The sequence below is a fragment of the uncultured Pseudoxanthomonas sp. genome (genome assembly GCF_947498795.1).
Taxonomy (GTDB): Bacteria; Pseudomonadota; Gammaproteobacteria; order Xanthomonadales; family Xanthomonadaceae; genus Pseudoxanthomonas_A.
In genome coordinates, this window is sequence record NZ_CANMLQ010000003.1 from 308,670 (window position 1) to 322,178 (window position 13,509).

Below are 13,509 nucleotides of genomic sequence, written 5' to 3' on the forward strand. Positions count from 1 at the left end.
GGATCATGGTGCGGCCGCTCCGATGTGCTGCGCCAGGAATGCCTCGAGTTTTTGATAGAAGGCGATGTTGTTGTCGTCGCTGTAGAAGCCGTGCCCTTCCTTGGGCACCGCCATCCACTGCGGGGCATTGCCGGCCTTCTCCAAGGCTGCCTTCATGGCCTTGGCTTGTGCGAACGGCGTGCGTTCGTCGAGTTCGCCATGGGCCAGCAGCACCGGAATGCGGATCTGCGAGGCGAGCGTGATGGGGGAGTGGGTGCGCAAAAGATCCGGATCGGATCCGATCACGCGATCGAGGTAGTTGCGGCCCCACCGGGTATCCCCGATATCGCCCTTGCTCAGCACCATCTTCAGGTCGTATGCGCCCGAGACACTGGCCGCGCACTTGAAAAGTTCCGGCGCCTTGGCCGCCGTCATCATGGCCGAGTACGCGCCAAAGCTGGCGCCGTAGACGCAGATGCGCGAGGCGTCCGCGAACCCCTGGCCTACCGCCCAGCGCACGCCGTCGAGCAGGTCGTCCTGCATGCGCGTTCCCCAGTGTCGATAACCTGCGTGTTCGAAGCGGTAGCCCCTCCCCCCGGAGCCGCGGAAGTTCACCTGCAGGACCAGGTAACCGCGGCTGGCCAGAAATTGTGCGTCGGTGTCGAACGTCCATCCGTCGCTGACGCCGTGCGGTCCTCCATGCGGCAGCAGCACCATGGGCAGACCCCGAGGATCCTCGACACCCGCCGGCAGGGTCAGGAATCCCGCCAACTCCAGGCCATCGCTGGCCTTGAAGCGGATCGCGCGACGCTCGCCCATCTGTTCGGCCTGCAAGCCCTCGCGGCTCAGCAGCAGCGAGGTGACGCGGCGCTCGCCACGTTCGAAGAGGTACCAGACCCCCGGATTACGATCGCTGTAGACGTAGGCGAGCGTCTTGTCGCCGTCGCTGCTGTGGTTGATGTAGCTCACCAACTGACCCGGAAAGCTCCCGGCCAATGCCTGGTGGAACTGCGCTTCCAGGGAGTCCGGATTCAGGTAGACGGTGCGCGGTGTCCCGGCGCCAATGACGGCGGCAAAGGGCTGGAACGGCGGGGGTGTCCATTCGATATCCAGGATGCTGGCGAACGCATCCCGGGCCAACACCTGTCGATTCCCACCATCGAGGTCGGCCTTGACCAGCATGGTCGGACCGCCGTCCGCGCTGAGCAACGCGTAGGCTTGTCGGCCATCCGGCGTGAGGCTGACCGGCACGAACTCACCCCCCATGCGCTCAGGAGGGACTGGCTGCCAGTTCTGGCCCTGCGCATCGGCGAGATAGAGCAGGTAGTTGTCGTGGTCGTCCGTGCCGTGCGCGTAGCGAGGGACACCGTTGTCGTCGAGGGTGAAGGACAGATCGCGGACCGGGATGTCGGCGACCCTGCGTGCGGTCCCCTTCTCGGTATCGACGTCGTACAGCTGCGAGCGTCGCGTACTCATAGAGAGTCTGCGCAGATAGAAGCGGCCGTTGGGCTGAGCCGGCAGGCCTTCGATGGCGCCGAAGCCAGGTTCCAGGCCGGTGAGGCGCAGGCTGCGCTGGTAGCCGAAGATGTAGTCCTGGTTCTTGCCGTCCGCGTCGGTGGCGATGATTTCGCCGGTGGGAAGCGGCGCTTCGCGGCTGCCGTACTTGCGACCCTTGGCAATGATCAGTCGGCGCTCGCTGACCCAGCGCACCTGGGTGGGCAGTTCGAACCGCGGCAAGTTCAGCGTCGCTGTCAGACTGAAGTCCGAGAGCCGGTAGATGCGCAACGCATACCGGCCCTCACCCAGTTCCGCCGAGACGGCCAGATGCTTGCCATCCGGTGACAGTTGGGGCGAGTGCATCGCGTTGCTGGTGGCGAACGCTGCGACGGGTACCCGCGTCTCAGTGGCGGCCGCCGTTACGGTGCACAGCCACGCCCACGCCGCCAACGCGGCCAGTCCGCCCCTGATCATTGCCACTCCGTGTAGGCACGTTCCCCTTCCGGCAGCGTAACCGCGGGCTCCGCCGTCGCCAAGTGCGGTGGCATGACAGCGCGCGGAAATACGGGTTTAATAGCCAGAGAAGCGGGGGTATCGCCGGCCGGGCCGGTGATTGAGACAGACCCTTCGAACCTGATCCGGTTGAGACCGGCGTAGGGAAGCTTCGCAGGCTGCGCCGCGTTGCCGCGTCGCCCTTCGTGGGCCCGCCATCCGTCCGCCGCCGCGCCGCCGCTTCGTCCCGTGATGCGAATCCCTCGCAAGAGCCCGCACATCCACGTGCGGGGATTCAAAAGGACGATGCCGATGAACGCCATTCCCAAGCCCGCCGCCGACCTGCTCCAGCAGACCGGGCAACTTTCCGAATCCGTTACCCGTCCCATTCCCGGGTCCCGGAAGATCTTCGTCGCGGGCTCGCGGCCGGACCTGCAGGTCCCCATGCGGGAGATCGCGCTGACGCAGACGCCGACCATTTTCGGCGGCGAGGACAATCCGCCGGTCACCGTCTACGACACCTCGGGTCCGTACACCGATCCGGCCGCGACCATCGATCTGGCGGCGGGACTGCCTGCGCTGCGTGCGAAGTGGATCGAGGAGCGCGGCGATACCGAGCAGCTGCCGGCGCTCAGCTCGGAGTTCGGCCGCTCGCGCGAAACCAACGCCAAGCTCGACGGCGTGCGCTTCCCCGGGCGCATCCTGCCGCGCCGTGCCAAGGCAGGCGCCAACGTCAGCCAGATGCATTACGCCCGCCGCGGCATCGTCACGCCCGAGATGGAGTACGTCGCCATCCGCGAGAACCAGCGGCTGGACGCGGTGCGCGACGCGATGCTGCTGAAGCAGCATCCCGGCGAGTCCTTCGGCGCCAGCATCCAGGCGTTCATCACGCCCGAATTCGTCCGCGACGAGATCGCGCGCGGACGCGCGATCCTGCCGAACAACATCAACCATCCGGAAAGCGAGCCGATGATCATCGGCCGCAACTTCCTGACCAAGATCAACGCCAACATCGGCAACTCCGCGGTGTCCTCGGGCATAGCCGAGGAAGTGGAGAAACTGGTGTGGTCGATCCGCTGGGGCGGCGACACGGTGATGGACCTGTCCACCGGCAAGCACATCCACGAGACGCGCGAATGGATCATCCGCAACTCGCCGGTGCCGATCGGCACGGTGCCGATCTACCAGGCGCTGGAGAAGGTCGACGGCCGTGCCGAAGCCCTGACCTGGGAGATCTTCCGCGACACGCTGATCGAGCAGGCCGAGCAGGGCGTGGACTACTTCACCATCCACGCCGGCGTGCTGCTGCGCCACGTCCCGCTGACCGCCAAGCGCGTTACCGGCATCGTCTCGCGCGGTGGCTCGATCATGGCCAAGTGGTGCCTGGCGCACCACAAGGAAAATTTCCTCTACACGCACTTCGAAGACATCTGCGAGATCATGAAGGCCTACGACGTGGCCTTCTCGCTGGGTGACGGCCTGCGCCCCGGCTGCATCGCCGACGCCAACGACGCCGCGCAGTTCGGCGAGCTGGAAGCACTGGGTGAGCTGACCAAGATCGCGTGGAAGCACGACGTGCAGTGCATGATCGAAGGCCCCGGCCACGTGCCGATGCAGCTGATCAAGGAGAACATGGACAAGCAGCTGCGCGAGTGCGGCGAGGCGCCGTTCTACACGCTGGGCCCGCTGACCACCGACATCGCGCCGGGCTACGACCACATCACCAGCGCGATCGGCGCGGCGATGATCGGCTGGTACGGCACGGCGATGCTCTGCTACGTCACGCCGAAGGAGCACCTGGGCCTGCCGAATCGCGAAGACGTGCGCGACGGCATCATGGCCTACAAGATCGCCGCGCATGCGGCCGATCTGGCCAAGGGCCATCCGGGTGCGCAGGTGCGCGACAACGCCTTGAGCAAGGCCCGATTCGAGTTCCGCTGGGAAGACCAGTTCCACCTGGGCCTGGATCCGGAGAAGGCGAAGGAGTTCCACGACGAAACCCTGCCCAAGGATGCGCACAAGCTGGCGCACTTCTGCTCGATGTGCGGACCGCACTTCTGCAGCATGAAGATCACCCAGGACGTGCGCGACTATGCGGCCGAGCATGGCGTGGAGGAGCAGGCGGCGCTGGAAGCCGGCATGGCGGAGAAGTCGGCGGAATTCCTGGCGCAGGGCGCCCAGGTGTATCGTCAGGGCTGAGCCGGCAGCGCAGGGTGCATCCGCACCCGGGCCGAACGCGTAGTGTTCACGGGACGCCCGCCATCATGGCGGCGTCCCCCGCCAGGAGAACGATCATGATCCGATTCGCCCGCCATGCCGGCCGCTGGATGATCGCCGCCGGCGTCCTGTTGCTCGCCGCGTGCGCCACGGGCCCGCGGATCACCAGCGACGTCGATCCGTCCGCCAACTTCGGCCAGTACCGCACCTTTGCCTTCTATTCGCCGCTGGCGATCGAGAGCCAGGGCTACGCCACGCTGACCAGCGGGCGCACCAAGGATGCCGCCCGCGCCCAGATGGAAGCGCGCGGCTACGTGTACGACGAAACCTCGCCCGACCTGTGGGTGAACCTCAACGCCTACATGCAGGAAAAGACCGGCGTCGTCAGCACGCCGGAAGTCGACTACGACTATTACTACAGCTACCGCGCGCGTCGTTACGTAGCGGTGCCGTACTGGCGCGACCGTACCGATGTCTACAAGTACACCGAAGGCACCTTGAACGTCGATCTGGTGGACGCGAAGCAGAACCGACTGGTCTGGACCGGCGTGGCCGTCGGACGCGTCGGGCGCACTAAGCCGGAAGAGCGCGGCGCGAAGATCGACGCCGCCATCACGGAAATCTTCCTGCGCTATCCCTATCGCGCCGGGTCCGGCGCGCCGGCGGCGGTGTCGAAGTGAAAGCGGGTGGCAGCGGCATCGCCAAGGCCGGCATCGGCTTCGGCACGGCCCTGGCGATCACCATTTCCTGGAGCGCGAACAAGTCGCTGCTGTGGGCCATCGTCCACGGCCTGCTGTCGTGGATCTACGTGATCTACTACGCGCTGGTCCATCACTTCAAATGAGGCGCGCGGCGTGACGACCCCCTGGAGCTGGCTGCGCTGGCTGGTACGCGCGCGTCGTCATCCGTGCGCGTTCCTGCTGATCGTCCAGCTGGCCGGCATCCTGCTGTACCCGGTGATGGAAGACACGCAGGCGGGCCGTGCCCTGTTCGGTGCATTCGGCATCCTGGTGCTCGCTTTGGCGCTGTGGGTGGTCAATCGCAGTGCGGCGGTCAACTGGTTGGCCTGGTCGCTGGCGGTACCTGCGGTGTTGCTGTCGGTCTCGTCCGCGTTGCTCGACCAGCCATCGCTCGGCATCTATGCGCACCTTCTGGAAAGCGCACTGTACTTCTACACGGCCGGCAGTCTGATCGCGTACATGCTGCAGGACCACTCGGTCACCAGCGACGAGCTTTTCGCCGCCGGCGCCACGTTCACGCTGCTGGCGTGGGCCTTCGCGTTCGCCTTCTCGGTCTGCCAGCAGTGGTACCCGGGCAGCTTCACCGCCGCCGTCGATCCCACCTCGGCGCGCAGCTGGATGGAACTGCTGTTCCTGAGCTTCAGCCTGCTTTCCGGGGTCGGCCTGAGCGACGTGGTGCCGATCCTGCCGCAGGCCCGCGCGCTGGTGATGCTGGAGCAATTCGCGGGGGTGATGTACATCGCCGTGGTGGTGTCGCGGCTCATCGGGCTGACCATCCTGAAGGCGCCCGCACGCAGGGCAGAGTGAACCGCCCTACGTTCGCGACGCTACACTCCCTGAAAGAAGAAGGCCGCCCCGGGGGCGGCCTTCCAGTTTTCATGCGCGGGTCCGTTCGCGCGGCGCTCAGAACTTGTGCTTCTCGTCTTCCGGCTGGGCGGCTTGGCGGGCGATCGCGTCGACCAGCACGGCCTTGGCTTCGGCGGCGTTGCCCCAGCCGTCCAGCTTGACCCACTTGCCTTTCTCCAGATCCTTGTAGTGCTCGAAGAAGTGGCCGATGCGCTCCAGCCAGTGCGGACTGACCTGGTCGATGTCGCTGATGTGGCTGTAGCCGGCGAACACCTTGTCCACCGGCACGGCCAGCAGCTTCTCGTCGCTGCCGGCTTCGTCGCTCATGCGCAGGACGCCGACCGGACGGCAGCGGATCACCGAGCCGGGGATCAGCGGCAGCGGCAGCACGACCAGCACATCGGCCGGGTCGCCGTCGCCACACAGGGTGTGCGGGACGTAGCCGTAGTTGCAGGGATAGCGCATGGGGGTGGAGAGGATGCGGTCGACGAAGATCGCGCCGCTGGCCTTGTCCACTTCGTACTTCACCGGCTCGGCGTCCTTCGGGATCTCGATGATGACGTTGATTTCGTCCGGGGGGTTCTTGCCGGCGGTGACCAGATCCAGGCCCATTGCGTGCTCCGAAGGGGGTGCGGTGAGTGAGGGCCGGCATTTTACGCGCTTGGCTGCTGCGGCGCAGCAGGGAGGGTGCCGGGTCTGGCCGACCATCGGCGTCACGTGCGTGATTCAGGCTGTCCTTCAGCTTTCCGGCCCTAGAATCCGCCGCCCATGCCCTTCCTGCGCTCCTCCGCCGGCGTACTGCTGACGGTACTGGCCCTGGCCAGTGCCGGCGCCGAGGCGCGCACGGTGTATCGCTGCGTGCAGGGCGGGACGGTCAGCCTGGCCACGGCGCCGGAGCCCGGCTCGAAGTGCACGGCCAAGGAAATTGACGACAACGCCGTCAGCACGCCGAACCTGTGGGGCTCGATGGGTGTGTTCAGCGGCACGCTGTACGAGCGCGACCAGGACGGCCAGAAGGTCTATTCCACCCGCAACCTGCCGGGCTCAACGCCGTACCTGAAGTTCACCGTGCAGACGCCGCCCGGCGAGCCCGCGCACCCGGGACTGGGCAAGGTGGGCAAGCCCCGGCTGGACCGCTACCCGTCCGAGTTCAAGGCCGCCGCGCGGCAGACCGGCGTCGATGATGCGTGGCTGCGCGCGGTGGCCCACGCCGAGAGCGACTTCGATGCGAATGCGCTCTCGCCGAAGGGTGCCATGGGGGTGATGCAGCTGATGCCGGAGGTGGCGAAGGAATACGGCGTCGCCGATCCGTATTCCTCCGCGGAATCGATAAATGCCGGCGCGCGACACCTGCGCGCGCTGATGCGCCGCTACAAGGGCGACCTGACGCTGGTGGCCGCCGCCTACAACGCGGGTATCGGTACGGTCTCGCGGTACGGAGGCGTCCCCCCGTATGCGGAGACGCAGGAGTACGTGTCCAAGGTGACCGCCCTGTACGAACTGTACCTGCGCGCGCTGGGCCGCAAAGCGGCGCCGGAGCGTCCGGCGCTGTAGCGCGCCCGTCGTGCGGAGATTCGGTCTTCGCCGCTGGATCTTCACCCGGTGTGCGCGCGCACGCGCCTAGCGTGTCGCCCGGGCCCGGTCGTTCCGCGCCGGGCAGGAGAACGCCATGAAGCATCGTCGCGTATTCAGTGCACCGTCCGTTGCGGTGGCCGAAGCGGCCCTTCGCCGCGCCGTCGACGCCGGCATCCATCCTGACCACGCTGCGCTCGTGGGTCGCTCCGACATCGAAGTCCAGCACGTGCCCGACCGCGAGAAGGAAGCCGCGCCCACCGATTTCAAGGCGGCCGCCCTGCGGGGACTGGTGGGAGGCGGCGTGCTCGGCCTGCTGCTGGGGGGCGCGGCCATGCTCGTCCCCGCCGTCGGTATCCACCCTGCCGGCGTGGCCGTGTGCGTCGTGATCGGCGGCTGTGTCGGCATGTGGGCCGCCTCGCTTGCCGGATCGGCGGTGCCCAGCGAAGTCCGTCGCGACTACGAGGCGCAGATCGACGCGGGCCAGGTACTGCTGGTGATCGACGACCCCGACGAGGCGACGCTGGACCGCGCTGCCGCCGCTGTCCTGGCCATCGCCGGCCTGCATCCCCTGCAGGTGCTGCCGCACGGCCTGCTGCAGTAGCGTGCGGCCACGACGTATCATCGCGTCGACACGGGCGGAGGACAGGCACATGCGTCGTTGGGCGATCGCGGGACTGTGGATGGTGGCAGGGACGGCCATGGCGTCGGGTGTGCCGCAGTGGGAAAAGTTCGGTGCCGACCTCCCCGCCGGCCCGGTCGTGCCGCTCGCCGCTGCCCTGGCCGACCCCGGTTCGCATGCCGGGCAGGCCAAGGTGTTCAGTGGGCGCGTGGTCGACGTCTGCCAGAAGAAGGGGTGCTGGGTGATGCTGGAAGACGAAGGGCAGGGCGCGCGCGTGCTGCTGGGCGACCACGACTTCTATGTGCCCAAGGATGTCCGCGGCCAGGCGCAGGTGCATGGCGTGCTGTCCCGAGTGGAATTGTCGCCGGATGCGCAGCGGCATACCGCGCAGGAAACGTCCGGGGCCGCGGTACCGGCGGTGGAGTACCGCATCCTCGCCGATGGCGTGCAGGTGCTGGCCGATGATCCCGGCGCCTGACGGCGGCGTCAGGCGAGGAGTTCCTCGGAACGAATGACCCGGGTGCCCGGCGACGCCTCCAGCGCCGCGCCCAGCAAGGCGTCGGCGACGCGGCTGGCGGGCACGACGCGATAACGAGCCGGCAGCACGCCATCCAGTGCGCCCATGACGCGCAGCGCCAGGCGCTCACCGCCGCGATGCTGCCTGCGCTCGCCACCCAGCAAGCCGGGGCGTAGCAGTGTCAGCGAGGTGAAACCGATACCGGCGAGCGCCTCTTCCACCTCGCCCTTGGTGCGCGAATAGAAAATGCGCGAACGCGCGTCCGCGCCCATCGCCGATACCAAGGCGAATGCCATCGCCCCGTGGGCATGCGCATGGCGTGCGATCGCCAGCGGATAGTCGTGGTCCACCCGCCGGAATGCCTCCTGCGAACCGGCATCGCGAATCGTCGTGCCCAGCGCGCATGCCACTGCGTCCACGCGCCACCAGTCCGCATCGGCGGGCAGTGCGTCGAAGTCCACGACCGGGTTCACCAGTTTCGGATGCGGAGGGAGCGGTCGGCGCGTCGGCGCGACGACCTGCTCCACGCGAGCCGAGGCCAGTGCACGCTGCAGCGCGGCCTCACCGACGAGGCCGGTCGCCCCGGCCAGCAAGATGCGTGTCATGGAAGATACCCGGCGGCTGGAAAGCCGCCATCTTGCCAGCCGTGCCCTGGCGATGCCCGGGCTTCGGTTACGCTTCCCCGGCGGGCGCCGCCCGCATATCGGGAATCCTCCATGCGTGCCGTCGTACTGCCTGCCATCCCCGGTCGCCCCGGATGAACCTGCCGCTCCACTACGGCGTCCTGGGCGCAGTCGAAGCGGGGGCGATCGCGCTGCTCATCGGCGTGCTGTGCTTCCTGTTCTGGAATGCGCTCTGTGCCCGCCTGCACGGGTCGATGGGTCATGCGATCGGCTGGTCGTGCCTGTCGGCCGTGGTGATCGGCGCAGGCGTGGACGTCTGGAACATGTTCTACCTCGGCATCGCGCGGCTCGAGTCGCCGCTGTATGCGCGCATTGCGCTGCAGGGCATCCACGATCCGGACGGGCTCGGCACGCGCGTGGTACTGGAAATCGCGGGTGCGCTAACGGGTGTCGTGCTGGGTTGGCATTGGTTCAGCAAGAAAATCGAAAGCGCGAGCGCGCAGGCTGCCGACGAAAAAACGGATGCGTAACGCCAAACAGGGTGCCGCATCACGGATTGGATGCCGCCCTGACATCGCGCTCACGTGTGCCTAACACCGGTTTAGTCGAAGCCGCCGCCGGCGTGGTTAAGCACGCGTGCACGTTCATTTCGCGACGCAAATTTCGTTCAGAACAACGGCGGCAAGGTGGGGCCGTGCGCAATCGGACGCACTCCCACAGAACGGAGCACTGACATGACGAATAACAACCGCAAGCCGCTGATCGCCCTGGTCGCCCTGAGCGCCGCGCTGGCCATGCCGCTGGCATTCGCGCAGGAAAAGACCGACGACGCCGCACAGGCGCAGCAGACCGAGCAGAGCTCAGAGCAGGCCGCGGGTTCGGCGACCACCCCGACCCAGAGCACCGAGGCGGGCGCCACGCAGGCCAAGCAGGGTTGGGCTGACGTCGACACCAATGGCGACGGCAACATCAGCAAGGAAGAAGCTGGCGCGAATCCGGGCCTGAGCCAGGTGTTCGACCAGGCCGACGCCAACACGGATGGCTCGCTGACCGCCGACGAGTACAAGGCGTTCGTGAGCAAGAACTACGGCGACCAGCAGAAGTAAGTCATCGCAACAGCCGGTAATGCCGCGCAGCGCACCGGCGCAACCTCATCGAGGGGCGGCCTTCGGGCCGCCCCTCGCTTTTCCGGAGCCACGTTCCGCAAGGAGGAAAGCATGAAATCGACTGCAGGCGTCGCCGGGGTGGCGATGGCGTTGACACTTCTGTTGTCTGCCGCTCCGTCGGTGCACGCACAGGACGCGTCGGACCGTGCCGACAAGACTCCGACGCAGGCCGCTTCGACCCCTGCGCCCGCACCCCGACCCTTTGACGAACTCGACCAGAATGCCGACGGCGCCATCAGCAAGGACGAGGCTGCGGTCGATCCACCGCTCGCCCAGGCCTTCGGCACCCTCGACAAGGATGCGGATGGCCGTTTGAGCCCCGACGAATACGCGATACATGCCCAAGGCACGCCCTGAGGCACCCCTCTCCCAGAACCACCGCATGGAGGAAACGCCATGAAACTGAATTCCCCGCGACGATTGACCCTGGGTCTCGGCTTGGCACTGGCCAGCGCCGGCCTGATGACCGCCTGTGGTCCCAAACCGGAAGACACGCCGCCGCCCAGTGCTCCCGAGCCCGTGGAGACGGCGCCGCCGACGGACAACATGACGCCGCCCGCGCCGGCGCCGACCGACCCCGCTACTCCGCCGACCGATCCGACCCTGCCGCCCCCCGCCAATCCGAACGCGCCGGAAACCACCCCGCCGCCGGCCGATGGCACTGCTCCGCCCGCGACGTCCGGCGGCTGAGTGCGGCATCCGCCAGTACTTCATCGATGACACGACGGCCGCCTCCTGCAGGCGGCCGTTTTCATGGGCTTGCGCGGCGCGACTGCTATCCTTCGCGGCCTTCGTGGAAGGTGAAGGACGGGCAGACGATGGCAAGCATCCGCTGGGTCGGTTTCGATGGTGACGACACGCTGTGGAGGAGCGAGGACTACTACCGGCAGGCCGAAGCCGATTTCGAAGCGATCCTCGGACATTACGTCGACCTGGCCGATGCCGGCATGCACCGGCAATTGCTGGAGGTCGAGCGCCGCAACCTGAAGATTTTCGGCTACGGCGTAAAGGGCATGACGCTGTCGATGCTGGAGACCGCCATCCAGGTCACAGGAGAACGCATCAGCGCGCGCGACCTGCATCGCGTCATCGAGATCGGACGCGCCACGCTGCAGCACCCGGTGGACCTCCTGCCGGGCATCCGCGACGCGGTCGAGCGGATCGCGGCCGACCACGAGATCGTCCTGATCACCAAGGGCGACCTGTTCCACCAGGAAGCCAAGATCGCGCAGTCGGGCCTGGCCGACCTGTTCCACCGCATCGAGGTGGTCTCGGAGAAGGACGAAGCGACCTACGCGCGCGTCCTCCGCGAACTCGATGTCATGCCGTCCGGCTTCGCGATGGTCGGCAATTCGCTGCGATCGGACATCGAACCGGTCCTGGGCCTCGGGGGGTGGGGCATCCACATGCCCTACCACGTCACCTGGGCGCTGGAGGCCGAGCATGGGGTCGCTGCGGACGCGCCGCGCCTGCACGTGGTGGAGGATGCCAGCGGGCTGGCGGCGGCCGTGGCCCGGATCGAAGCGACGCCGGAGGCATGATCCGGCGGGTGGCCAGCCGTAGGGTGGGGCACAATGGTGTGGTGATGAAACGCATGCTGCTGACCCCGGTTCTGCTGTGCTCGCTCGCATGGGCATCCGTCGCGCCGACGGTCGCGCAGGATGCGGCGCCCGACGCTTACACGCCTGCCAGTGGCGATGCGTCGGTCGACCGTCACCTGGCAGACATCAACGAGTACGCCAGCCGCTATCCGGCAGCGTTCGCGGACGAGATGGCGCGCTACTACGCTGTCCCGCGCGCCTATGTCGAAGCGATGCAACAACAGCCCGATTGGACAGCCGGGGACATCTTCATGGCCTGCGCGCTGGCGCAGATCGTGGGGCAACCCTGTCGTGCCGTCGTGCGCGAGTGGTCGCGCGACCATGAAGGCGGCTGGCAGGCCGTCGCGGCCCGCCTGCAGGCAGAACCCGGCAGCGCGCCGTATCGCCGGTTGCGCAGCGCCCTGGATGCGTCCTACCGCCGCTGGGACCGTCCGGCGCCCGCGAGCGAGAAGTGAGTGGAGAGAAGTGAGGCGTGAGCGGGAGCCCGCCTTTACCCGCGCCTCATTTCTCTCCTCACTCCTGCTTCTTCCCGTACATGATCAGAAGCACCAGGTCTTCCCCGCCGTCCTGGCGGATCGCGTGGGTGCTGCCAGGTCGGGTCAGCATCGCGTCGCCGGCCTCCACTGCCCGCGCGACGCCATCCAGCTCGTACACGCCGCGCCCGCTGAGCACGTAATAGATCTCGTCCTTGTGGTGCTGGTGCAGGCCGATGCCGGCACCCTTGTGCAGCACGCGCCTGCGGAACTCGAAGCCGAGCGCGGGCGCGTCGCGGAAGAAGGGATACGCCGTGGTGGTTCCCGCGCCGCCGTGCGGTCCCGGCTGCTCCACGGCGATGTCGCGCGCGCGCACGATGAGCGACGGGTTCGGCTGCGCCTTGCGGTCGGCCAGCGCGGTCGCGGGTGCGCCGCAATCCGTATCGCGGGTCACGTGCGCAGCGAGCGCGGGATCGACCTGCTTCCAGCCTCCCACCACCAGGCACGCCACCATCACCGCGCCGCGCTGCTGGAAGTGGGTGTCGTCCTGCTGGTCCTGCGCCGGCACGTGCATGAAGTAGGCCTTGCTCGCTTCGTCGCCGGCCGCTCGAAGCCAGTCCATGCTCAGGGTGGTCAGGTCGATCAGGCCGATGCGCTCCCGCTGCGCCAGGTCGCGCACGGCCTGTGCGTACAGGCCATGCGTATCGAGCAGTTGGCCGCGATCGAATTTCCTGCGCGCCACCGGCGTCACCAGGATGGGCGTGGCGCCTTTCGCACGCGCGAGGTCGACGTAGCGCATCAGCCACTCCGGGAACGCGCGCTGCGGCTCGTTGTAGCGGGTGGGGTCTTCGATCTTCTCGTCGTTGTGGCCGAACTGGATCAGCAGCACGTCGCCCTTGCGCACGTCCTTCGCCATGCCGTCGAACCAGCCTTCGGCGATGAAGCTGCGCGCGCTGCGCCCGCTCTGCGCATGGTTGCGCACGACGAATGCCTTCGGGTCGAGGAAGCCCTGCAACTGCTGTCCCCACCCCTCGCGCGGTGCGCGTTCCGGGCCATAGGCGCTGGCCGTGGAGTCGCCTGCGATGAAGACCTGGCGTGGGGATGCGGCGTGCCCGGGTGCGCAGCAAAGGAAGATCGTCAGGATGACAAGTCGACGCAACATCG

The 13,509-nt window shown here is 67.4% G+C and carries 16 protein-coding genes, 1 pseudogene and 1 riboswitch; of the genes and pseudogenes, 13 read left to right on the top strand and 4 right to left on the bottom strand.

The genetic code is table 11. The features are described 5' to 3' along the window. Nucleotides 1-3: 3 nt before the first annotated feature. Nucleotides 4-1,950, bottom strand: a complete 1,947-nt coding sequence (locus Q0907_RS10785; RefSeq protein WP_299344422.1) for a S9 family peptidase — start codon at nucleotides 1,948-1,950, stop codon at nucleotides 4-6. 103 nt (nucleotides 1,951-2,053) lie between these two features. Further along, nucleotides 2,054-2,154, top strand: a riboswitch (TPP riboswitch). A 126-nt stretch (nucleotides 2,155-2,280) separates the two neighbouring features. Here Q0907_RS10785 and thiC point away from each other — a divergent pair. The 4 genes from thiC to Q0907_RS10805 all read left to right on the top strand — a co-directional run bounded on the left by thiC (nucleotide 2,281) and on the right by Q0907_RS10805 (nucleotide 5,732). Beyond that, nucleotides 2,281-4,167 (top strand): phosphomethylpyrimidine synthase ThiC, encoded by a 1,887-nt coding sequence (gene thiC, locus Q0907_RS10790; RefSeq protein ID WP_299344425.1) that lies wholly within the window; start codon nucleotides 2,281-2,283, stop codon nucleotides 4,165-4,167. A 95-nt stretch (nucleotides 4,168-4,262) separates the two neighbouring features. Beyond that, entirely contained in the window at nucleotides 4,263-4,865 is a 603-nt protein-coding gene (locus Q0907_RS10795) for a DUF4136 domain-containing protein (protein WP_299344427.1), read from the top strand. Next, entirely contained in the window at nucleotides 4,862-5,029 is a 168-nt protein-coding gene (locus Q0907_RS10800; RefSeq protein ID WP_296279317.1) for a hypothetical protein, read from the top strand. Before Q0907_RS10795 ends, Q0907_RS10800 begins: the two co-directional genes overlap by 4 nt. Nucleotides 5,030-5,039: 10 nt before the next feature. After that, nucleotides 5,040-5,732, top strand: coding sequence for an ion channel (locus tag Q0907_RS10805; protein ID WP_296279318.1), 693 nt, complete (start codon nucleotides 5,040-5,042; stop codon nucleotides 5,730-5,732). 96 nt (nucleotides 5,733-5,828) lie between these two features. On the opposite strand, the gene ppa is transcribed toward Q0907_RS10805, so the two are convergent. Beyond that, nucleotides 5,829-6,383: an inorganic diphosphatase gene (gene ppa, locus Q0907_RS10810; protein ID WP_093295280.1), complete on the bottom strand. Its 555-nt coding sequence runs from the start codon at nucleotides 6,381-6,383 to the stop codon at nucleotides 5,829-5,831. A 156-nt stretch (nucleotides 6,384-6,539) separates the two neighbouring features. On the opposite strand from ppa, the gene Q0907_RS10815 reads away from it, so the two are divergent. From Q0907_RS10815 to Q0907_RS10825, 3 genes are all read left to right on the top strand, one after another. Beyond that, on the top strand, nucleotides 6,540-7,325 hold the full coding sequence (locus Q0907_RS10815; protein WP_299344432.1) for a lytic transglycosylase domain-containing protein: 786 nt from the start codon (nucleotides 6,540-6,542) through the stop codon (nucleotides 7,323-7,325). Between the two features lie 115 nt (nucleotides 7,326-7,440). Then, nucleotides 7,441-7,947, top strand: coding sequence for a hypothetical protein (locus tag Q0907_RS10820; RefSeq protein ID WP_299344434.1), 507 nt, complete (start codon nucleotides 7,441-7,443; stop codon nucleotides 7,945-7,947). Between the two features lie 49 nt (nucleotides 7,948-7,996). Next, nucleotides 7,997-8,443, top strand: coding sequence for a DUF4920 domain-containing protein (locus Q0907_RS10825; RefSeq protein ID WP_299344437.1), 447 nt, complete (start codon nucleotides 7,997-7,999; stop codon nucleotides 8,441-8,443). 8 nt (nucleotides 8,444-8,451) lie between these two features. Here Q0907_RS10825 and Q0907_RS10830 read toward each other — a convergent pair whose 3' ends face one another. After that, nucleotides 8,452-9,087: an NAD-dependent dehydratase gene (locus Q0907_RS10830; protein WP_299344440.1), complete on the bottom strand. Its 636-nt coding sequence runs from the start codon at nucleotides 9,085-9,087 to the stop codon at nucleotides 8,452-8,454. A 152-nt stretch (nucleotides 9,088-9,239) separates the two neighbouring features. Between Q0907_RS10830 and Q0907_RS10835 the strand changes: the two genes are divergently transcribed. The 6 genes and pseudogenes from Q0907_RS10835 (at nucleotide 9,240) to Q0907_RS10860 (ending at nucleotide 12,327) form a co-directional block, all read left to right on the top strand. Beyond that, complete coding sequence (locus Q0907_RS10835) at nucleotides 9,240-9,635, top strand: hypothetical protein (protein ID WP_299344443.1); 396 nt, start codon at nucleotides 9,240-9,242, stop codon at nucleotides 9,633-9,635. Nucleotides 9,636-9,839: 204 nt separating this feature from the next. Beyond that, a complete protein-coding gene (locus Q0907_RS10840; RefSeq protein ID WP_299344445.1) occupies nucleotides 9,840-10,211 on the top strand; it encodes an EF-hand domain-containing protein in 372 nt (123 codons plus the stop codon). A gap of 228 nt (nucleotides 10,212-10,439) precedes the next feature. After that, a pseudogene (locus Q0907_RS10845) lies at nucleotides 10,440-10,598 on the top strand (calcium-binding protein); the annotation flags it as partial. A 69-nt stretch (nucleotides 10,599-10,667) separates the two neighbouring features. After that, on the top strand, nucleotides 10,668-10,961 hold the full coding sequence (locus Q0907_RS10850) for a hypothetical protein (protein WP_296279335.1): 294 nt from the start codon (nucleotides 10,668-10,670) through the stop codon (nucleotides 10,959-10,961). 128 nt (nucleotides 10,962-11,089) lie between these two features. After that, nucleotides 11,090-11,812: an HAD family hydrolase gene (locus Q0907_RS10855; RefSeq protein WP_299344448.1), complete on the top strand. Its 723-nt coding sequence runs from the start codon at nucleotides 11,090-11,092 to the stop codon at nucleotides 11,810-11,812. A 44-nt stretch (nucleotides 11,813-11,856) separates the two neighbouring features. Beyond that, a complete protein-coding gene (locus Q0907_RS10860; protein ID WP_299344451.1) occupies nucleotides 11,857-12,327 on the top strand; it encodes a hypothetical protein in 471 nt (156 codons plus the stop codon). 58 nt (nucleotides 12,328-12,385) lie between these two features. Here the strand turns inward: Q0907_RS10860 and Q0907_RS10865 are convergent, their stop codons facing one another. Continuing rightward, nucleotides 12,386-13,507 carry a cupin domain-containing protein gene (locus tag Q0907_RS10865; protein ID WP_299344454.1) on the bottom strand — a complete coding sequence of 374 codons (1,122 nt, stop codon included), beginning with the start codon at nucleotides 13,505-13,507 and terminating at the stop codon, nucleotides 12,386-12,388. Nucleotides 13,508-13,509 lie beyond the last annotated feature (2 nt).

Excerpts from the sequence above, each read along its gene's own strand:
- Q0907_RS10785 (WP_299344422.1), bottom strand. The coding sequence starts at position 1,950 with ATGATCAGGGGCGGACTGGCCGCGTTGGCGGCGTGGGCGTGGCTGTGC.
- thiC (WP_299344425.1), top strand. The coding sequence starts at position 2,281 with ATGAACGCCATTCCCAAGCCCGCCGCCGACCTGCTCCAGCAGACCGGG.
- Q0907_RS10795 (WP_299344427.1), top strand. The coding sequence starts at position 4,263 with ATGATCCGATTCGCCCGCCATGCCGGCCGCTGGATGATCGCCGCCGGC.
- ppa (WP_093295280.1), bottom strand. The coding sequence starts at position 6,383 with ATGGGCCTGGATCTGGTCACCGCCGGCAAGAACCCCCCGGACGAAATC.
- Q0907_RS10815 (WP_299344432.1), top strand. The coding sequence starts at position 6,540 with ATGCCCTTCCTGCGCTCCTCCGCCGGCGTACTGCTGACGGTACTGGCC.
- Q0907_RS10820 (WP_299344434.1), top strand. The coding sequence starts at position 7,441 with ATGAAGCATCGTCGCGTATTCAGTGCACCGTCCGTTGCGGTGGCCGAA.
- Q0907_RS10825 (WP_299344437.1), top strand. The coding sequence starts at position 7,997 with ATGCGTCGTTGGGCGATCGCGGGACTGTGGATGGTGGCAGGGACGGCC.
- Q0907_RS10830 (WP_299344440.1), bottom strand. The coding sequence starts at position 9,087 with ATGACACGCATCTTGCTGGCCGGGGCGACCGGCCTCGTCGGTGAGGCC.
- Q0907_RS10835 (WP_299344443.1), top strand. The coding sequence starts at position 9,240 with ATGAACCTGCCGCTCCACTACGGCGTCCTGGGCGCAGTCGAAGCGGGG.
- Q0907_RS10840 (WP_299344445.1), top strand. The coding sequence starts at position 9,840 with ATGACGAATAACAACCGCAAGCCGCTGATCGCCCTGGTCGCCCTGAGC.
- Q0907_RS10850 (WP_296279335.1), top strand. The coding sequence starts at position 10,668 with ATGAAACTGAATTCCCCGCGACGATTGACCCTGGGTCTCGGCTTGGCA.
- Q0907_RS10855 (WP_299344448.1), top strand. The coding sequence starts at position 11,090 with ATGGCAAGCATCCGCTGGGTCGGTTTCGATGGTGACGACACGCTGTGG.
- Q0907_RS10860 (WP_299344451.1), top strand. The coding sequence starts at position 11,857 with ATGAAACGCATGCTGCTGACCCCGGTTCTGCTGTGCTCGCTCGCATGG.
- Q0907_RS10865 (WP_299344454.1), bottom strand. The coding sequence starts at position 13,507 with ATGTTGCGTCGACTTGTCATCCTGACGATCTTCCTTTGCTGCGCACCC.